The organism is Micromonospora sp. DT201, from assembly GCF_049841575.1.
GTDB lineage: Bacteria > Actinomycetota > Actinomycetes > Mycobacteriales > Micromonosporaceae > Micromonospora.
On the sequence record NZ_JBNCKP010000005.1, the window covers coordinates 268,269 to 285,539 of the forward strand.

20 protein-coding genes are annotated in these 17,271 nt (G+C 70.6%); 13 read left to right on the forward strand and 7 right to left on the reverse strand.

Going from position 1 to position 17,271, the window contains the following annotated elements; translation table 11 throughout:
- Nucleotides 1-55: 55 nt before the first annotated feature.
- Nucleotides 56-916 (reverse strand): universal stress protein, encoded by an 861-nt coding sequence (locus tag ACLQ28_RS12920; protein WP_425686464.1) that lies wholly within the window; start codon nucleotides 914-916, stop codon nucleotides 56-58.
- Nucleotides 917-1,136: 220 nt separating this feature from the next.
- On the opposite strand from ACLQ28_RS12920, the gene ACLQ28_RS12925 reads away from it, so the two are divergent.
- Complete coding sequence (locus ACLQ28_RS12925) at nucleotides 1,137-1,334, forward strand: hypothetical protein (protein ID WP_425686465.1); 198 nt, start codon at nucleotides 1,137-1,139, stop codon at nucleotides 1,332-1,334.
- On the opposite strand, the gene ACLQ28_RS12930 is transcribed toward ACLQ28_RS12925, so the two are convergent.
- Complete coding sequence (locus ACLQ28_RS12930) at nucleotides 1,331-1,786, reverse strand: Lrp/AsnC family transcriptional regulator (protein WP_425686466.1); 456 nt, start codon at nucleotides 1,784-1,786, stop codon at nucleotides 1,331-1,333. The genes ACLQ28_RS12925 and ACLQ28_RS12930 overlap by 4 nt on opposite strands.
- A 94-nt stretch (nucleotides 1,787-1,880) precedes the next feature.
- On the opposite strand from ACLQ28_RS12930, the gene ACLQ28_RS12935 reads away from it, so the two are divergent.
- Together ACLQ28_RS12935 and ACLQ28_RS12940 are read left to right on the forward strand one after the other, a co-directional pair.
- Nucleotides 1,881-2,732 carry an LLM class flavin-dependent oxidoreductase gene (locus ACLQ28_RS12935; protein WP_425686467.1) on the forward strand — a complete coding sequence of 284 codons (852 nt, stop codon included), beginning with the start codon at nucleotides 1,881-1,883 and terminating at the stop codon, nucleotides 2,730-2,732.
- Nucleotides 2,729-3,154, forward strand: a complete 426-nt coding sequence (locus ACLQ28_RS12940) for a nucleoside deaminase (protein ID WP_425686468.1) — start codon at nucleotides 2,729-2,731, stop codon at nucleotides 3,152-3,154. Before ACLQ28_RS12935 ends, ACLQ28_RS12940 begins: the two co-directional genes overlap by 4 nt.
- Nucleotides 3,155-3,312: 158 nt before the next feature.
- On the opposite strand, the gene ACLQ28_RS12945 is transcribed toward ACLQ28_RS12940, so the two are convergent.
- Nucleotides 3,313-4,158, reverse strand: coding sequence for an alpha/beta fold hydrolase (locus tag ACLQ28_RS12945; RefSeq protein ID WP_110566221.1), 846 nt, complete (start codon nucleotides 4,156-4,158; stop codon nucleotides 3,313-3,315).
- Between the two features lie 154 nt (nucleotides 4,159-4,312).
- Between ACLQ28_RS12945 and ACLQ28_RS12950 the strand changes: the two genes are divergently transcribed.
- The gene (locus ACLQ28_RS12950) at nucleotides 4,313-5,539 is read left to right on the forward strand and encodes a helix-turn-helix domain-containing protein (protein WP_425686469.1); all 1,227 of its coding nucleotides are present in this window, start codon (nucleotides 4,313-4,315) and stop codon (nucleotides 5,537-5,539) included.
- A 102-nt stretch (nucleotides 5,540-5,641) separates the two neighbouring features.
- Here the strand turns inward: ACLQ28_RS12950 and ACLQ28_RS12955 are convergent, their stop codons facing one another.
- Nucleotides 5,642-6,214 carry a GNAT family N-acetyltransferase gene (locus tag ACLQ28_RS12955; protein WP_425686470.1) on the reverse strand — a complete coding sequence of 191 codons (573 nt, stop codon included), beginning with the start codon at nucleotides 6,212-6,214 and terminating at the stop codon, nucleotides 5,642-5,644.
- A gap of 146 nt (nucleotides 6,215-6,360) precedes the next feature.
- Nucleotides 6,361-7,365 (reverse strand): quinone oxidoreductase family protein, encoded by a 1,005-nt coding sequence (locus ACLQ28_RS12960; protein WP_425686471.1) that lies wholly within the window; start codon nucleotides 7,363-7,365, stop codon nucleotides 6,361-6,363.
- Between the two features lie 84 nt (nucleotides 7,366-7,449).
- On the opposite strand from ACLQ28_RS12960, the gene ACLQ28_RS12965 reads away from it, so the two are divergent.
- The 8 genes from ACLQ28_RS12965 (at nucleotide 7,450) to ACLQ28_RS13000 (ending at nucleotide 14,851) form a co-directional block, all read left to right on the forward strand.
- The gene (locus ACLQ28_RS12965) at nucleotides 7,450-8,043 is read left to right on the forward strand and encodes a TetR/AcrR family transcriptional regulator (protein WP_425686472.1); all 594 of its coding nucleotides are present in this window, start codon (nucleotides 7,450-7,452) and stop codon (nucleotides 8,041-8,043) included.
- Nucleotides 8,044-8,387: 344 nt separating this feature from the next.
- Complete coding sequence (locus ACLQ28_RS12970) at nucleotides 8,388-8,624, forward strand: HTH domain-containing protein (protein ID WP_007457155.1); 237 nt, start codon at nucleotides 8,388-8,390, stop codon at nucleotides 8,622-8,624.
- Nucleotides 8,624-9,208: a Clp protease N-terminal domain-containing protein gene (locus ACLQ28_RS12975; RefSeq protein WP_425686565.1), complete on the forward strand. Its 585-nt coding sequence runs from the start codon at nucleotides 8,624-8,626 to the stop codon at nucleotides 9,206-9,208. The genes ACLQ28_RS12970 and ACLQ28_RS12975 overlap by 1 nt, the downstream gene beginning before the upstream one ends.
- Nucleotides 9,209-9,302: 94 nt before the next feature.
- Nucleotides 9,303-10,307, forward strand: a complete 1,005-nt coding sequence (locus tag ACLQ28_RS12980) for a diacylglycerol/lipid kinase family protein (RefSeq protein ID WP_425686473.1) — start codon at nucleotides 9,303-9,305, stop codon at nucleotides 10,305-10,307.
- Entirely contained in the window at nucleotides 10,300-11,301 is a 1,002-nt protein-coding gene (locus tag ACLQ28_RS12985) for a YihY/virulence factor BrkB family protein (RefSeq protein ID WP_425686474.1), read from the forward strand. The genes ACLQ28_RS12980 and ACLQ28_RS12985 overlap by 8 nt, the downstream gene beginning before the upstream one ends.
- A gap of 71 nt (nucleotides 11,302-11,372) precedes the next feature.
- A complete protein-coding gene (locus ACLQ28_RS12990; RefSeq protein ID WP_425686475.1) occupies nucleotides 11,373-12,863 on the forward strand; it encodes a phosphatase PAP2 family protein in 1,491 nt (496 codons plus the stop codon).
- Between the two features lie 8 nt (nucleotides 12,864-12,871).
- Nucleotides 12,872-13,681 (forward strand): endonuclease/exonuclease/phosphatase family protein, encoded by an 810-nt coding sequence (locus tag ACLQ28_RS12995; RefSeq protein ID WP_425686476.1) that lies wholly within the window; start codon nucleotides 12,872-12,874, stop codon nucleotides 13,679-13,681.
- Between the two features lie 66 nt (nucleotides 13,682-13,747).
- Complete coding sequence (locus tag ACLQ28_RS13000) at nucleotides 13,748-14,851, forward strand: hypothetical protein (RefSeq protein ID WP_425686477.1); 1,104 nt, start codon at nucleotides 13,748-13,750, stop codon at nucleotides 14,849-14,851.
- Between the two features lie 196 nt (nucleotides 14,852-15,047).
- On the opposite strand, the gene ACLQ28_RS13005 is transcribed toward ACLQ28_RS13000, so the two are convergent.
- Nucleotides 15,048-16,010 carry a TIGR03557 family F420-dependent LLM class oxidoreductase gene (locus ACLQ28_RS13005; RefSeq protein ID WP_425686478.1) on the reverse strand — a complete coding sequence of 321 codons (963 nt, stop codon included), beginning with the start codon at nucleotides 16,008-16,010 and terminating at the stop codon, nucleotides 15,048-15,050.
- 493 nt (nucleotides 16,011-16,503) lie between these two features.
- On the opposite strand from ACLQ28_RS13005, the gene ACLQ28_RS13010 reads away from it, so the two are divergent.
- Entirely contained in the window at nucleotides 16,504-16,926 is a 423-nt protein-coding gene (locus ACLQ28_RS13010; protein WP_425686479.1) for a hypothetical protein, read from the forward strand.
- A gap of 24 nt (nucleotides 16,927-16,950) precedes the next feature.
- Here the strand turns inward: ACLQ28_RS13010 and ACLQ28_RS13015 are convergent, their stop codons facing one another.
- Entirely contained in the window at nucleotides 16,951-17,271 is a 321-nt protein-coding gene (locus ACLQ28_RS13015) for a DMT family transporter (RefSeq protein ID WP_425686480.1), read from the reverse strand.

Sequence of the window (17,271 nt, forward strand, 5' to 3'; positions counted from 1 at the left end):
CGCGGGTTGGGGTGGGATGGCCGACGTCCAGCTTCGCCGCTGGGAACGCCCCGGGTCAGGGCCGTTGGTCCCGCACCGGCCGGGCGTCGGGCCCGGTCAGCGGCACCTCGGCCAGGCCACGGACGACGACCACCGGGGCGGGGGAGTGATAGAGCAGGGATTGGGCGACCGCGCCCAGCATGGCGCGTGCCGGTTCGTCGCCGCGGGCGGCGACCAGCGTCATCTGCGCGGTGCGCGACGTGTCGATCAGCACCTGACCGGGGTCCCCGCGAACGACACGGCTTTCGGTGGGCACCGAGCTGTTGCGGCCGGTGTGCCGGGCCAGGGCCTCGCTGAGCTGCTCGGCGACCGCGTCGGTGTCCTCGTCGTACTCCACCACGCGCAGCGCCAGCAGTCGGGCGCCCCTTCGGCCCGCGCATTCCATGGCCCACTGCAGGGCGAGGTGCGAGCTGGGCGAGCCGTCCACCCCGACCAGCACCGGGCCCTGCGGCGGCGGCTCGCGCCGGACCACCAACAGCGGGCAACCGGCCCGCGCCGCCAACTGCACGGCAGGCGTGTCGGCCGGGACGCACTGGCCGCTGCCGGCCATCCCACTGTCGCCCACGGCCAGTAGGAAGGCCCCCTCCGACCGGCGGATGAGGGTGGCCAGCATGGCGCTCTCGACGATTTCACCGCCGACGGTCAGCTCCGGCTCGACCTGGTGGGCGAGTTGGGCGGCCCGGGTGATCAGATCCTCGGCCTCGTTGCGGGGCGCGGCGACGGTGTCCGCAGCGAAGGCCGCGTGCCAGTCGAAGGTGTGTAGCAGGTGCAGGGGTCGGCCATGCGCGGCGGCTTCCTGCGCGGCCTGTTCGACGACCGGAAGGTCGAGGTCCGAGCCGAGGCCGACCAGCACCGCAGCGTCGGCGGGTACGGCCATCGATATCACCTCCCGGGCGTCGCGCCCGGCACGACCAAGCTATCCCTGACCGAGGGTAGTCCGATGGTCACGTTTGTGGGCCGGTTGTGGGTTCTCGGCGGCGCGCCATCTGGCGAGGCCGCCTGCCCTACCCGCGTACGACCAGGCGAGGGGTCCTCGCCCCACTCTGTGCCGCCGCCGGGCTGTCACGACTGGACGCCCATGGTGGGCTCGCGTCCTCGTGTCCACCGTCCTGCACTGGGGCGTCAACATCGGGATACTCGTCGGCTTCTCCAACGCCGATGAATCCATGCTGTGGATGGCCAACACCGCGATCGCGATGGGTCTCATCGGAGCGGCGTGCGTCCCGTTCCTCAGCCGGTCGAAGCAGCGGGCGTCGAGTGGTTTGTCGGCACCACGAGCGGCCGTCGGCGTCTAACGGGGCGGCGTCAGGCGCGGGCCGCGGTAGGGCAGGGTGGCGCTGTAGACCACGTTGGTGGTGGTGCTGCCGAAACCGGCGAGTTCGTTGACGATCTCTTCGAGGTGCGCCATCGACGTCGCGGCCACCTTCAGCACGTAACAGTCGTCTCCCGTGGTGCGCAGGCACTCCAGAATCTCCGACCGTCGATCCAGTAGCCGGTGCAGCGGTTCGTGCCGGCTGCCGGGATACTTCAGCCTCACCACGGCGAGCACGGCGAAGCCGGCCTTCGGGAGGTCGACGTCGGCGCGGTAGCCGCTGATCACCCCGATCGCCTCCAGCCGCCGCACCCGTTCGCTGGTGGCCGACGCGCTCAGGTTCACCCGGCGGCTGAGTTCGGTGATCGGCAGGCGGCCGTCGCCCTGCAACTCGTTCAGGATGGACCAATCGACGGCGTCAAGATTCTCGGCCATCGGGCCAATCTACCGACGGATCCACGGCAAAGGTCAACGAAGGCAGGGATCACGGTGTTCACACACCCGGTCCACGCTGGATAGCGTAATGCCCGTGCAAATTGGCGTAAACGTACCGAACTTCGGGCCGGGTACCGACCCCGAGATGCTGCGACAGTGGGCGCAGATGGTCGAGGGTCTCGGCTTCGACCTGCTGATGGTCTCCGACCACATCGCGGTCACCCCGGACGTGGCCGAGCAGTATCCGGCGCCCTTCTACGAGCCGTTCACCACGCTGTCCTGGCTGGCCGGGGTGACCCGCCGGGTCCGGCTGGGCACGACCGTGCTCATCGTCGGGTACCGGCACCCGCTGCTCACCGCCCGGATGGCGGCGAACCTCAACCGGCTCAGCGGCGGCCGGCTCGTCCTCGGCGTCGGTGTCGGTTGGGCCCGGCAGGAGTTCGAGGCGCTCGGCGTGCCGTTCCGGCGGCGCGGCGCGCTGACCGACGAGTACCTGCGCGCCATGCGCGAGGCCTGGCAGGACACCGACGACTACGACACGGGCGCGATCCCGATCTGGGTCGGCGGCAACAGTGACGCCGGCATGCGCCGGGCGGTACTGCTCGGTGATGCCTGGCACCCGCTGCGGTTCACGCCCGGATGGCTGGCCGAGGCCGCCGGACGGCTGAAGGCCATCGCAGACGAACTGGATCGCCCGGTGCCCGCGTTGATGCCGCGCATCGCACTGCGGGAAACCCCTGAACCGGTGACTGACCCGGACCGGCTGGCGGGTGTCGGCACCATCGACCAGATCATCGGCGACATCGACCGGATCCGTCTGCTCGGGGCGGAGACGGTGGTGCTCGATCCGTTCAACGGCGACCTGACCGAGATCCGCCAGCCCGAACGCGCCTGGCGGACACTTGCGGCCGTGGCCGCGTACCACAAATCCCAGGGGGACCGATGACCCCCGACGACGAGAAGTTTCTCCGCCGCGCCGTGGTGCTCGCCGGCCAGGCCGGGGCGTCCGGCGAACGGCCGTTCGCCTCGTTGCTGGTCGGCGCGGACGGCACCGTCCTGATCGAGGACCACAACACCGTGGTCTCCGACTCGGACATCACCGCCCACCCGGAGTTGAAGCTGGCCCGCTGGGCCGCTCGGGAACTCGCCCCCGACGTGGCCGCCGGCACCACCATGTTCACCAGTTGCCAGCCCTGCCCGATGTGCGCGACCGCGATCGACCGGTCCGGTCTCGGCCGGGTGGTGTACGCCCTGTCCAGCGAGCAGTTCGAGGAGGTCAAACCGGCGACCCCGCCGCTGCCCCCGGTGCGCTACGAGGGACCGGCGCTGTTCGACGAGGCGCGCCAGCCGATCGACAACCACTACTAGTTCGAGCGCTCACTGATTACTCACACGGATCTGGGGCGGCCAGCCCCACAAGGACGCCGCGTCGCGGAGGCCGGGCGACGCTGCCGTCGGTGGCGCTCTTGTGGGGTTTGCCGGCGGCACCGGCGAACGCGCCGCCGGACCGATCGTGAGCCCGTCGGTCATCGGCTCGACGAACCCTGCCGGTCGTGGGCCGCCGCTGCCGTCTCGCGTACGGCCTCGGCGATGGCCGAGAAGTCCTTCTTGAGGATCGCGCCGTGGTTGCTGGGGACCTTCGCGCTGATTTTGATGTTTGGGTTGCGCTCAGTCACCGCATCGAGGCTGGCGCGGATCCGTTCCTGCTCATCACCTTTGCTTCCGAAGGACGTCCCCGAGGCGACCACGTAGCGCACCGGGACGGCGATGTTGTCCAGCACCGGGCCCAGTTCGCGCTCGCGGGCGAGTCTGCCGATCTCGATGTTGCTGTTCGCCATCTGTTCGGCACTCATCCGTGGGGTCAGGCCCGTGGGGCGCAGCAGCGGCATGAACAGGTTCAACCGCTTGAACGTCTTTCGGATCCGCTGCTCCATGGCCTCGTCGAGCCAGTCGAACGGCTGCGCGCCGTCGACCAGGACCGCACCCAGGGCACGTTCCGGATTCCGGCTGGCCCAGTGTGCCCCGAGGAACGCTCCGTAGGACCAGCCCACCAGCAGCGCCCGGTCCACGCCCCTGGCGGCGAGAACGGCATCGACATCCCGGACGGCGGCCTCGAAGGAATAGTCCGCCGAACGCTTCGACTTCTTGCCGCGGGCCCGCTCGTCGTAGGTGATGTGCCGGTAGTCGGGGCCGAGTTCGGCGATGACCCGCCGCCAGTACCCCTGAGTGGCGAACTGGCCGTTGAGGTAGACCACCGGGATGCCGGGGCCGCCGGTGTCGGCGACGGCCAGCGCGGTGTCGTCGACCGGAATCATGCCGGTCCAGGCCGAAGTGGCCACGTTGGCGCCGGAGATCAGGGTCTTCTTGCTCATCACTTGCTCCTGGGTGTCGTGCTCGGTTGCGATGCCCAGAACGCTACGATACTTGCCAGCGCGTTGGCAATAGTTTGCCAACAGGATTTGCCAATGAGGTTCCTTAAGTCAGGGTCTGTTGCCATGGTTGAGGCAAGCCGGCTAGGCTCGGGATGTGGTGGAGCAACCAGCCTTCGGCCGCCGGCTCAGGCAACTGCGGATCGAGCGGGGCCTGACCCAGGGCGCGCTCGCCGGCGACGGCATGTCGACTGGCTACCTGTCGCGGCTGGAGTCCGGGGCCCGGCAGCCCACCGAACGCGCGCTGGCGCACCTGGCCAGCCAGCTCGGCGTCAGCACCGACGAGCTGGAGGAGTCCACCGCCTCATCACTGGCGCGCAGCCTCACCATCGCCACCGGCCTCGGCGCTGACGAGACGGGCGAGCTGCTGTCCGGTGCGCTGGCCACCGCCGAGGGCGAGGACCCCCTGCTGCGCTGGCAGGCGTTGTGGCGGGTCGCCGACTGGCGCCGGCACCGCAAGGAGTACGCCGAGCAGCGGGCCTGCCTGGACGAGCTGACCACCCTCAGCGACCAACTCGGACTGCCCGAGTTGCAGGCCAGGGCGCTGGCCGAGCTGGCCCGCTGCCTGCGGTCCACCAGCGAGGTCCCGGCCGCCGTCGACACCGCGCTGGCGGCTCACCGGCTGGCCAAGGACAACGCGCTGGCCCCCTATGTCATGGCGAACGTCCTGCTGGCCGTGGTGTCCGCGCTGGCTGAGGCCGGCCGGCTGCCCGAGGCCAGCCGGCACACCGACGAACTGCTCAGCCTCGTCGAGGGCCGATCAGACACGCTGTGGGCCGAGGCGCTCTGGACCGCGGCCAGCATCCGGCTCCGCCAGGGTGAGCCCGCCGCCGCGGCCGAGCTGCTCGGCGAGGCCGTGCGAGGGTTCGACGGACGGAACAATCCCACCTTGTGGACGCGCCTGCGGATCAGCGCGGCCAAACTCAACCTGGAAACCACCCCGCCGGACACCGAGGCCGCCCACCGCCGCGTGGAGGAAGTCCAGGCCAGCCTCCCCTTGGCCGGAACACCCGCCATCGAACAAGAGCTGCTGTCCCTGCGTGCGCACCTCGCCATGCAGACCGGACGCACCGCCGAAGCCCGCGCGATGCTCGACCAGCTCGACCACCTCGACCCGCTCCTGCCCTACCAGCACCGCATCGAACTCGACGTGCTGCGCAACCGGCTCCTGCTACAGGACGGCGCACGCGACGAAGCAATCGCCGGCCTGCGCGGCCTCGCCGAACAGGCCCAGGGCAACGGCAACATGGCGCTGGCCGCTGAGATCTGGCGGCTCCTCGCCGAATCCCTCGCCCAGGACACCCCACGGCCGCCTCGCGCTTAGACCCAGGCACCATCCGCCCAGGCGGCAACGGGACGGGAACGCGGTTGTCGGTTCTCAGCGAAGGTGATCCAGGGCGCCCGATTGCTCCGCGTCCGGGTCGTCTCAGTGCCCCGTAGCGTAGGCGTTGATGGCGTCTGCATGCCAGGTGTACTCGATCTCGGGCAACTCGAACCCTGTGGGGAAGCGCGCCAGGCGGGCCGCTGTGGCGTGCCCGCCCGCCTTGGCGTAGAAGGCTGTCGCGCGGGTGTTGTCGCGTAGCACTTCCAGATACACAGATTGGCCAGGGCGAGTGGTAGCGGCCCAGGTCAAGGCGTGCCGTAGCAAGCAGCGCCCGATACCACCGCCGGTGTGTGCCGGATCGACGTGCAGGTTGTCGAGCAGGATCCGTCCGTCGTGGCCGGGGATGAGGTAGGCGAAGCCGAGTAGGTCCATGCCGTGCTCGGCGATCAGCAGGTGGCCGCCAGCCGTGTCGCCATCGCGCTGAGCCGCAGGCGTCAACCGGCTCTTCCACATGCATGCCTGCTGGTCCCGCAGCGGGCCGTCCAAGTAGCTGGCCGGCATCAGGCCGGCATACGCTGCCTGCCAACTGTCGGTGTGCAGGCTGGCGACACGTAAGGTGTCCTGTGCGGTTCCGGTCCTGACCTCCATGATCTTGATGCTCTCATGCAGTTGCACCCAAGGCGTCCATGCCACCCATGTGAACGTCCGCACATCGGCTATGTGCACGAGGACATCGGGCCGACGTACCCGACCACGAACCCGGACAGCGAGGCGGGCGTCGAACCTCGCAGCGCCACCAGGCTCTGACGATGTGCGGATGCCTATGAGCGTGTGTTCTCGGGTGTGGACGCCGTTGGGAGTAGCAGGATACGGCCGGTGTGAGAGCGGGTCTCGATGAGTTCGTGGGCGGTCGCGGCCTGGGTGAGTGGGAGGCTGGCGTGCACGGTGGTGCGCAGTTGGCCTACCGCGAAAAGGTCGGCGATCTCGTCCATCTCGTGGCGCGCCTGGTCTGGGTTCGCATGTCGCCAGGCGGTGAGGTTGAAGCCGGTAACGGATCGCAGCGCGAAGAGCTTGACGACGGGGATTTGTTCAAGTTCTCCGGTCGCGGCGCCATAGACCACGGCGCGGCCGAACGGCGCAAGTAGGTCGAGGCTGGATTGCAGGACCGGTCCACCGACCGCGTCGAGGACGACGTCGACACCATCCGGGGCGGCTGCGCGGACCTGGTCGGGCCAGTCAGGTTGTGCGTAGTCGATGGCGACGTCGGCACCGACGGTCCGTACGAAGTCGAGCTTGCGTGATGATCGGGCAGTGCCGATGACGGTGCCGGCGCCGAGGAGCTTGGCGAGTTGAACGGCGAGGTGCCCGATGCCGCCGGCGGCGGCATGGATCAGGACGGTGTCGCCGGAGTTCAGCGGCGCGGCGCGAAGGATCCGCAGGGCGACGGGGGCGCTCATGGCAAGCATGCTGGCGTCACCGGAATCGAGGTGGTCAGGGACGGCGGCGAGCCATTGTGCTTCGGCGATGATGAAGTCCGCGTACGCGTCCTCGGCGAGCGCGGCAACCCGTCGGCCCACCAGCTGCGGGTCGACGCCGGGGCCCACCCGGGTGACCGTGCCGACGACGTCACCGGTCGGCCGGCCAGGCAGCGGGCGCTGGAAGATGCTGCCGCTGCCGGGTCCACGGCGGAACCGGGTGTCGACGAAGTTGACGCCGATCGCCTCGACTTGCAGCAGTACCTGCCCCGCCTGCGGGACCGGCTGGTCGACGTCCTCGACGGTCAGTACCTCTGGCCCGCCGTACTCGTAGTACCGGACGCGTCGCATGGCCACCCCTCACTTAAAATGGACCGACAGTCAACTTCAGTTCAGAATGCTACTGGACCGCTGGTCCAGTTGTCGAGGAGCGTCATGACCGAGCCCGAACGCCTCCGCGCCGACGCGGTCCGCAACCGCACGGCCATCCTGCGCGCCACCGAGGAACTACTGACCCGGCATCACCCGCAGCAGATCTCGATGGAACAGGTGGCCGCGGCAGCCGGCGTTGGCAAGGGCACGGTGTTCCACCGCTTCGGCAGTCGGTACGGGCTCATGCGCGCACTCATGCTGGAACGCGCGCAAGACCTGGAGATCGCGATCAACGCCGGCCCGCCGCCGCTGGGTCAGGGCGCCCCGCCGCGCGTACGACTCCTGGCCTTCCTCACTGCTGTGGTTGAGTTGGTCGCCCGCAACAAGGGCCTGCTCGCCGCCCTCGGCCCCGCGGCGCCCGTCACCGCCGCGCCGGAACAGGAACCGCGCGAGGCGCATCCGGTCTACCGGTCCTGGCACGGCCACATCAGCCAACTGGTCCACCAGCAGCGGCCGGACCTCGACGCCGACATGCTCGCCCACGTCCTCCTCGCCACCCTGCACAGCGAACCGATCCTGAACGCACTAGAGCGTGGCGACGGGAACCGCCTCGACCGGACCTTGCGCGACATGGTGACCGGCCTGATGCCTGAGTAACCCCTCGCCATCCGCTCATGCCGCGGTGGGCGCGCACCCAGCCTGCGTGGCGTTCATTACTCAGTGTTACGTCTGCGGCGGCTCAACCCGGAACCTGACCTACCCATCAGTTCTGGAGATGGTGTACCGATCTCGGGACTTCAGCCTGTACCCCGGGCAAGCGACGACCCGGACGGCGACACGCAGTCGGGCGGATCAAGTTCCGTGAGAACGGATCAGGTGCGGATCAGATCCAGTGAGAACGGGTCAACTCCGCTGAAAACCCACACCAAGCCCGTCCCGCCTTCCTCGATGCTCGTCAACTGGGGTTGACACGAGTGGCGCTGTCAACGTATGTTGACGACATGAGTCAGGCGACAGAACTCGCGGCGGCAGCCGGCAGCACCGACCCTCGGGTCGGGCTACGTGCCGTCCGCGCACTGCGCCGGCTGCTTGAGCGGCTCGAGGTGGTCCAGGTGGACAACGCCCGTCGACAGGGCTGGTCCTGGCAGGAGATCGCCGACGCGCTCGAGGTCAGCCGGCAGGCGGTGCACAAGAAGCACGCCGGGCGACCGGCCGTCAATTCATCCTGGGAGGCGTGATGTTCGAACGGTTCACCGACCGGGCGCGCGGCGTGGTGCGACGGGCGCTGGAGGAGGCTCGGGCCGAAGGCCAACGGCCGGTCGGCACCGAGCACCTGCTGCTCGCCCTGCTCGACGACGACGCCGGCCTGGCCAGCCGGGTGCTCGCCGACGCCGGGGTGCGTGCCGACGACCTGCGCGAGCGCGTCCGCCGGCATACCGCCAGCGGTGGCGCAGGCCTCGGCGACGCGGACGCGGCGGCCCTGCGGGAGATCGGCATCGACCTGGCCGCGATCGTGGCCCGCATCGAGCAGTCCTTCGGCCCGGACGCGCTGCGCGAGGCCGTGCCGGCACCGCGCAGCCGCTGGGGTCGCCGGCGGCGGCGGTACCTCGGCGGCCCGTTCTCGCCCCGCTCCAAGAAGGCGCTGGAGTTGTCCCTGCGGGAGGCGCTGCGCCTGCACCACCGCCACATCGGCACCGAGCACATCCTGCTCGGGGTGCTCCGGGAAGGCCACGGGCTGGGCGCGCTGGTGCTCACCGAATCCGGCGTCGACCTCGACGATCTGCGCCGCCGGGTGGAGCTGGCACTGCGGGCGGCGGCCTGACGGGTGCCCTCGCGTTGAAACCTGTCTGTGGGACTTTCGACGCGGGCCCCCGGCTGGGTCGCTGAAGCCGCCCCGGTGCTGCACACTGGCGCCCGTGGATGCTGGACAGGACAGGCGGCCCTCGGGGGGCGACGGCGGACTGCGCTCCGCAGTGGTGGTCAACCCGTCGAAGGTCGACGATCTCGACGAGCTGCGCCGCATCGTGAACGACGCCCTCACCGCGGCCGGCTGGCCCGAGCCGCAGTGGCACGAGACCACCGTCGAGGACCCGGGCCGCGGCCAGACCGAGCAGGCCGTCAAGGACGGCGTCGACCTGGTCTTCGCCTGCGGCGGCGACGGCACCGTGATGTCCTGCGTCAGCGCGCTGGTCGGCACCGACGTGGCCCTCGCGGTGCTGCCGCAGGGCACTGGCAACCTGCTCGCCGCCAACCTCGGGCTCTCCACCGACCTGGCCGCCGGGCTGCAGGTAGCCATCGAGCGGGGGCGACGGCTGCTCGACGTCGGCGCCGTCGAGGACCAGTACTTCACCGTGATGGCCGGCATGGGCTTCGACGCCCAGATGCTCGCCGCCACCTCCGAAACCACCAAGGCCCGCATCGGCTGGCCGGCGTACGTCATGGGCGCCGCCCGTCACCTACGGGACCGGCCGATGCGGGTGAAGATCCGCGTCGACGACCGCCCGCCGGTGCGCCGCCGGGCCCGTTCGGTCCTGATCGCCAACGTCGGCCGGCTCCAAGGCGGGGTGACCCTGCTGACCGAGGCCGAGCCGGACGACGGCTGGCTCGACGTCGCCGTGCTCACTCCGCGCAACCTGCGGCACTGGCTCGCGCTCGGTTGGGCGGTGATCCGCCGCAGCGGGAAGGTGCCGCAGATGGAGGTGTTCCGGGGCCGGCGCGTGGTGGTCACCAGCAACCGGGCCCAGCCCCGCGAGCTGGACGGCGACCTCATCGCCCCGGGCCGGCAACTGCGGGCCGACATCCGGCCCCAGTCGCTCTGGCTCTGCGTCCCGCTACCCGACGACGCCCCCGACCTGGCCGTCGATGCGCAAGGCGCCGGAGAGCGGGGCGAGCAGCTGATCGAGGAGGCGCGCCGTGAGTAGCACCCGGATCGTGCCGGAAACCCGGCTGATGGCCGACGAGGAGCTGTCCGCCGACGACGCCTGGCACACACTGCGCCGCCAGGGCGGCTGGCACCTGCTGCGGGACGCCTTCATCCGGTTCCGCTACGGCGACGGGTTCAGCCACTCCCGGGCCTTCGCGCTGCAACTCTGCCTCGCCGTGGTGCCGTTCCTGATCGCCCTCACCGGCCTGATCAGCGAGCTGGGCGTCGAGGAGGGCGGCCAGGTGGTCGCCGACACCGTCCTGGCGCTCACCCCCGGCCAGAGCGCGCAGATGGTCGCCGAGCTGCTCGGCGAGGGCGAACGCGTCGAGGACGCCGGGGAGCTGGCACTCACCCTCGGTCTGCTCACCGGCCTGTTCGCGCTGACCACCACCATGGCGCAGATCGAGCGGGGCGCCAACCGCATCTACGGTGTCGAGCGGGACCGCCCCGCGCTGCGGAAATACCTCCGCGCCGCCGTGCTGGCCGTCACCGCCGGTCTGCCCGCCCTCGCCGGCTTCCTGATCCTGGTCGGCGGCGGCGCGATGGGTGACTCGGTGCGGAAGCACTACGAGTGGGGTGCGCTCGCCAACGGCATCTGGGACGTGGTCCGCTTCCCCCTGAGCCTCGGGTTGACCGTCCTCGCCGTCGCCGTGCTGTTCCGGCAGGCGCCGCGCCGCAACCAGCCCGGCCTGTCCTGGCTTCTGTTCGGCGCGGGCATCGCCACGGCCCTGTGGTGGATGGCCAGTCTGCTGCTCGCCGCGTACGTGCGGTTCAGTGACGGCTTCGGGCAGACCTACGGCGCGCTGACCGGCATGATGGCGCTGCTGCTCTGGGCCAACCTGACCGGGATGGCGCTCTTCGGAGGGCTGGCCTTCGCCGCCCAGTTGGAAGCCCTGCGGATCGGTGCGGAAGAGCCGGCTCAACCGGATCTGTGGGAGCCCGACAGCGACCGCGCCGAACTCGTCGACACCGGGGACATGACGGCGCTCTAGGAGCACCGGCGTGTACGACGGACGCGGATCGGGTAAAAGCGCCTCGCCATAGGCGACAAGGGAGGTGCGGGGTGACCGCGGTCAAAGAGGTGGCGCGACGTCCGATCGGTCATTTCGCCGAGCGGAGCATCGCCGGTCTGGTGGCCGTCACCGGTGCCGGGGTGGCTTTCGGGCTGCTGTTGCTGCTCGTCCGGGTGCGGTGGAGCCCGTTGCAGGACGCCGACCACGCGGGCGCCGAGTGGTTCAACGGGCTCGTCGCCCCGCACCACGCGCTGGTCACCGTCCTGCAGGCGCTTACCGACCTGGGTGGCCGGCCGATCCTGATCTGGTTGGTCAGCATCGCCGTGGTCGGGCTGCTGATTCGGAAACAGCCACGGCTGGCCGTCTACCTGATCATCACCGGGGTCGGTGGTCTGATCCTCGACCCTTCGCTGAAGACGCTTGTCGGCCGGCTCCGCCCGGTCGTGGACGTGCCGATCGCCAGCGCCCCGGGCAACAGCTTTCCGAGCGGGCACGCGCTGGGCTCGTTCGTCGCGTACGGGGCCCTGCTGCTGGTCTTCCTGCCGGCCATGGCGCCCCGCTGGCGTAAGCCGGCGATCGTCGGTGCCGGCGTGCTGGTGGCGCTGATCGGTCTGACCCGGATCGCGCTGGGCGTGCACTACATCTCGGATGTGCTGGCCGGCTGGCTGCTCGGCGCAGCCTGGCTGGGCGTCACCGCGTACGCCTTCCGGCTGTGGCGCCGCGAGCGCGGGCGCGAGGTGCCGCCGCTGACCGAGGGCCTTGAGCCGGAGGCCGGGCACGACATCGCCCCCGCCCCGGCCGAAGAGCACGTGCTGGCCCACCCTCGCTCGGCGGTGGCCGAGCTGCTGGTCGGCTGGGTGCTCGTGTTCGGGGCGCTCTACGCCTTCGGCACGTACGTCAGCTACCACGCCAAGGGCACCCTCTTCGACACCCTGGACACCGACGTGCCGCGGTGGTTCGCCGAGCGGCACACCGACGTGTTGACCGACCTGAGTTGGTGGTGGAGCAAGTTCGGCGACACCCACGCGATCCTGATCATCTCGCTGGTCTTCTGTCCGCTGATGCTGGCGGTCTGGCGGCGCTGGCGGCCGGTGCTCTTCGTGGTGCTGGCGATGGTGGGTGAGCTGACCCTCTTCCTCGCCTCGGCCCGCGCCGTCGACCGGCCGCGCCCGGCGGTGGAGAACCTCGACGGGCAGATGCCCACCTCGTCGTTCCCGTCGGGGCACATCGCGGCCACGATCTGCGTCTGGTTGGCCATCACCGTCATCGTGTTCCCGCGTACCGACAGGTGGTGGCGTTGGATCTTCGTGGCGCTGGCCGTGCTCATGCCGGCCGGGGTCGCCACCTCCCGGATGTACCGGGGCATGCACCACCCGACCGACTTCATGGGCGCGATCCTGCTGTCCGCGCTCTGGATCGGGCTGCTCTACCTCGTCATCCGACCAAACGCAGACCTGAAGGACGGCAACCAGCCGGCCATCGAGTCGGAAGACGTGGACACCCTCGACGACGAGCTGGCGCGGGCCGGCCGAGCCGACTGAGCGCCGCTGTGCTGCGGGTGATGACCTGGAACATCCGCACCGGCGGTCGGGATCGCGGCGGCTCCGACCGGCTGGATCAGGTCGTCCAGGTCGTCGACGAGCAGGCGCCGGACGTGCTGGCCCTGCAGGAGCTGCGTGGCTTCGACCGTGGCGGGCTCATGGCGGCGGTGGCGGGCCGGGTGGGGATGACACCCCACCTCGCCCGGTCCTGCTTCGGGCAGCCGGTGGCGGTGCTGGTCCGGCCGCCGTACCAGGTCGTCGACGCGACGACGCTGCGCCGGCCGTTCCACCACGCCGCCGCCCGCGTCGTGGTGGCGACCTCTGCCGGCCCGTTCACCGTGCTCGGCACCCACCTCTACCCGTACTCCGGGGGACGGCGGCGGATGGAGGTCGACTGGCTGGTCAGCGCGATGCGACGTGCCCCCGGGCCGCTGACGCTGGTCACCGGTGACCTCAACTCGCTCGACCCGACCGTCGACCACACCGAGCGGCTGGCCGGGATGCCGGCGCTCTACCGGCGGCGGCACCTGCGCCGCTCCGGCGGTGCCGTGGACACTCGCGCGATCGCCCGGTTGCTCGCCGCCGGCCTGGTCGACCTCTGGCCGTCGGTCAACGCCGCAGCAGCGGATGCCGACGGACTTACCGTGCCGACCCGGTTCGGCGGGGCCGAGTTCGCCGGTATGCGGCTGGACTACCTGCTCGGCACCCACGCGGTGGCGCAGCGGTTGCGGGAATGCCGGGTGCTCCGTGGCGGAGCGGCGGACACGGCCTCGGACCACTATCCGCTGCTGGCCACGCTCGAGGTGGACGCCGGCTGAAGCTGCCCGTCGGCATGGCACTGCCGACACCCCACGATTTGGCACGGACCGGTTACCGTGCCCACCGTGACCGACCGCCTGACTGTCCGCTCGCCGCTGCCCGGGCCGTCGATCGATCAACCGGCCGCGCCGACGGTTGTCCGTCCGGTCCGTGAACCGCGGGCCCCGGACACGGCGGAGCCGGCCGCCGTCGCGCTCCCGCTCGTCGCGGCCGTCGCGCGCGCGGTGGCGCTGGTCGTGGTGCTGCCGGTACGCCTGCTCTGGGAGCTGATCGCGGCTGCCGGCCGGCTGTCGCACCGACACCTGCTCAGGCCGACTGGCCGGTTCCTGCGCCGGTGGCTGCTGGCCCCGCTGGCCTGGGCCCTGCACCGGCTCGTCTGGCTCCCACTGGTCTGGCTGGCGTGTGGCCTCGCGTGGGTGGCCCGCACCTTGATCTGGCGTCCGCTGGTCTGGCTGGGGCGTGGCCTCGCGTGGGTGGCCCGCATCCTGATCTGGCGTCCGCTGGTGTGGCTGGCGTACGCCCTCGCCTGGGCGGGCCGCACGTTGGTCTGGGCCCCGCTGGTCTGGCTGTGCGCCGCGCTGGTCGCTCTGGGGGCGGCGGTGGGGCGCTCAGTCCGGCGGCTGTTCTGGGAGCCGCTGCTTTGGTTGGCCCGCAGAGTGCTGCTTCCGCCGCTCGTCGGTCTGGGGCGCGTGCTGGTCTGGCTCGCCGAACACCTGGTCCTGCGGCCGCTGCGTTGGGTGGGCGCGGTGCTCACGCCCGCCGGACGGCTGCTGTGGCGGGGCGTAGGCATGCTCGTTGGGGCGCTGAGCGCCGCGCTCGTCGGGCTGGTCCGGGGGATCTGGTGGGTCGTCGTGGGGTCCGGCCGGCTGGTCGTCGCCGCGGTGGTCGGTGCCTGGCGGACGGCCGGATGGGCGCTGCGGCTGCTCTGCCGACTGCTGTTGCGCCCGCTCGGGCGCGGGCTGCGCTGGTTGTGGCGGCACACCGTGCTCCCGCTGCTGCGGGGTGTCCGGTGGGCCTGGTCGGTAACGGTCGTGCCGGTGGCGCACGGCCTGCGGGCGGCCTGGCGGGCCACCGTCGCGCCCGCGGCGCGCTGGACCCGCCGCTCGGTGCTCGACCCGGCCCGGTTGGCCTCCCGGGAGGTGCTCGGCGTCCTGGGCCTGCGCCGCTGACCGTGGCGGCGCTGCGGCCCGGACGCCTCAGAGCACCAGGTTGAGCAGGACGGTGAGCACCACCGAGGCCACAATCGAGAAGAGGATCATCAGGAGGCAGCCGAGGCCACCGCCGAGCGGACGGATCTCCGTGTTGCCGAAGCGCATGAGAGCTACCTGTCCGTGAATGCCGTGTGCGGGGCGGCGGGCGTCAACCTCACAACGCCCGCAACCGGGGCAGCAACTGCTCCTGCGCCCAGTCCAGGAACATCGGCTGGGTCTCCCCACCGACCTGGACGATCGCCACGTGGGTGAAGCCGGCGTCGACGAACTTGCCGAACGCCTCGACGTGCGCGTCCACGTCGGGGCCGCAGGGGATGCCCTCGGCGACGTCCTCCTCCCGGACGAACTGGGTGGCGGCGGCGAAGGATTCCGGGCCGGGCAGGTCGGCGTTGACCTTCCAACCCATCCCGAACCAGCGGAACTGGTCGTGCACAATCTTGCGGCACTCGGCCTCGTCGGGGCCGTAGCAGATGGCCACCTGCCCGTAGCGGGGCTGGCCTGCGCCCCCGGCGTCGTCGTACATCTCGATGAGGTGCCGGTCGGGCTCGGTGGAGATGATGCCGTTGCCGTACTCGGCGGCCAGCGTCGCGGACTGTCGACCGGACGCGGCGACGGCCATCGGCACGGGCTGCTCGGGGCGATCCCAGATGTAGGCGTCGGGCACGTCGAAGTGATTGCCGGAGAAGGTGAGCGTCTCCCCGTTGAGCAGCGGCCGGATGATCTGCAATGCCTCCTCGAACATCTCGTGCCGCTGCTGCACGTGCGGCCAGCCGCCGACCACGTGCTCGTTCAGGTTCTCCCCGGCGCCCAGGCCGAGGGTGAACCGACCGTCCGAGAGTGCCCCGATCGTGCTGGCCTTCTGCGCGACCACGGCCGGGTGGTAGCGGCGGATCGGGCAGGTCACGAAGGACATCAGCTGCGCGCGGGAGGTTGCGTGGGCGACCGCGCCGAGCACCGACCAGGCGTACGGGGAGTGGCCCTGCGAGTCCAGCCAGGGGTAGTAGTGATCGGAGATCACCAGTTGGTCGAAGCCAGCCGCCTCGGCCCGTACCGCATGGTCGACCAGGTGCTTGGGCCCGGCCTGCTCGCTCATCAGGGTGTAGCCGATGCTGACCATCCTGGTATCCCCTTCCACTCGTGGATCGTTCCCGGGATACCCAGGTCGGCAGTGGTCAACCCTCCCGTCCGGTTCGAAGCGCTAGTGCTTGACGGATGGCGGCGACCTGCCTACCGTCGCTCTTAACCGGTTAAGACCGGGGGTGTGGCGCACATCCTGTGGTGGGGATGATCGCCCCGTGACGGCCCGCGTCCGCGTGGGCCGTTGCGGCTGTCCGGAGCTCGGCCTGCCTGCTGAACCGGTTGCGAGGGCCAATCCATCGTCCTGCGCTGATGCGTGCGCGCCGGGAGTCGGGCGCGGCTGCCGGGCTGCAGCCGCAGGTGAGCTGCACGCGGTCACTGTGGCCCATCCCACGCCGCCGGGGGCGACGGCCGATCACCATGCACTCCTAAGGTGACGATGCAGGCGCCGCCCGGCATCCGCGCGGCGCGCAGGGGTGACGGGGGTTCTTCGTGTACGTCTATGCGGTGAGCGGCACTGTGCTGGTGCGGTCATGACTCGGCGGGTCGCGTTGGTCCTGGCGGCATCCGCGACGGCCTTCGTGCTGCTGCTGTGTCTCGGCCTGTACGTCGTGGCGAGGGTGTTCCCGAATCCATCACGGGCGGTGGCGGCGGATGTGGTGGGCAGCTGGAGTGGTGCCGACGGCGTCACGTTGACGCTCAACCCCGACCACACCTTCGAGGCACAGCAGGTGCCCGTGCAGATCCAGGCGCCCGAGCGCTACTCGACGGCGTGGACCGGCTCGGGCGAGTGGCGCCTGTCGAGCCCGGACCGCTACCGGCACCAGGACGTGCATCTGGTCCTCGACGGATATGGCATTCCGGTGTGCGTGAAGACGGCCAGAAGCGGGACCCGGCTGTATCTGAACTACCGCGACCAGACCGAGGGCTACCGGTACTGGTTGAACAAGGTCTGAGCGGACGTCCGCCCTCGGTCGTGGTCAGTGCTCCCCGGCCAGGTTCACAATGATCACCCCCGCGATGATCAGCGCGATGCCGGTGAGCTTGGCCAGCCCCACCGACTCACCCAGGAACACCGCCCCGATCGCCACGATGGCCGCGGTCCCCAGACCCGACCAGAGGGCGTACGCCACCCCCACTGGGATCTCCTTGACGGCCTGGGCCAGCAGGAGAAAGGCCAGCGTGTAGCCGCCGAGGCACGCCACCGTCGGCCAGAGGCGGCTGAACCCGGCGGTGCTCTTGATCAGGCTGGTCGCCAGCACCTCGGCGAGGATGGCGATCCCCAACAGCACGTACGCCAT

What these genes read in the sequence shown, in the direction of transcription:
- ACLQ28_RS12975 (WP_425686565.1), top strand. Translation starts at nt 8,624, where the DNA reads ATGTTCGAACGGTTCACCGACCGGGCGCGCGGCGTGGTGCGACGGGCG.
- ACLQ28_RS12960 (WP_425686471.1), bottom strand. Translation starts at nt 7,365, where the DNA reads ATGCGACGCGTCCGGTACTACGAGTACGGCGGGCCAGAGGTACTGACC.
- ACLQ28_RS12930 (WP_425686466.1), bottom strand. Translation starts at nt 1,786, where the DNA reads ATGGCCGAGAATCTTGACGCCGTCGATTGGTCCATCCTGAACGAGTTG.
- ACLQ28_RS12940 (WP_425686468.1), top strand. Translation starts at nt 2,729, where the DNA reads ATGACCCCCGACGACGAGAAGTTTCTCCGCCGCGCCGTGGTGCTCGCC.
- ACLQ28_RS13005 (WP_425686478.1), bottom strand. Translation starts at nt 16,010, where the DNA reads ATGGTCAGCATCGGCTACACCCTGATGAGCGAGCAGGCCGGGCCCAAG.
- ACLQ28_RS12970 (WP_007457155.1), top strand. Translation starts at nt 8,388, where the DNA reads ATGAGTCAGGCGACAGAACTCGCGGCGGCAGCCGGCAGCACCGACCCT.
- ACLQ28_RS12945 (WP_110566221.1), bottom strand. Translation starts at nt 4,158, where the DNA reads ATGAGCAAGAAGACCCTGATCTCCGGCGCCAACGTGGCCACTTCGGCC.
- ACLQ28_RS13010 (WP_425686479.1), top strand. Translation starts at nt 16,504, where the DNA reads ATGACTCGGCGGGTCGCGTTGGTCCTGGCGGCATCCGCGACGGCCTTC.
- ACLQ28_RS12920 (WP_425686464.1), bottom strand. Translation starts at nt 916, where the DNA reads ATGGCCGTACCCGCCGACGCTGCGGTGCTGGTCGGCCTCGGCTCGGAC.
- ACLQ28_RS13015 (WP_425686480.1), bottom strand. Translation starts at nt 17,271, where the DNA reads ATGGCGTACGTGCTGTTGGGGATCGCCATCCTCGCCGAGGTGCTGGCG.
- ACLQ28_RS12965 (WP_425686472.1), top strand. Translation starts at nt 7,450, where the DNA reads ATGACCGAGCCCGAACGCCTCCGCGCCGACGCGGTCCGCAACCGCACG.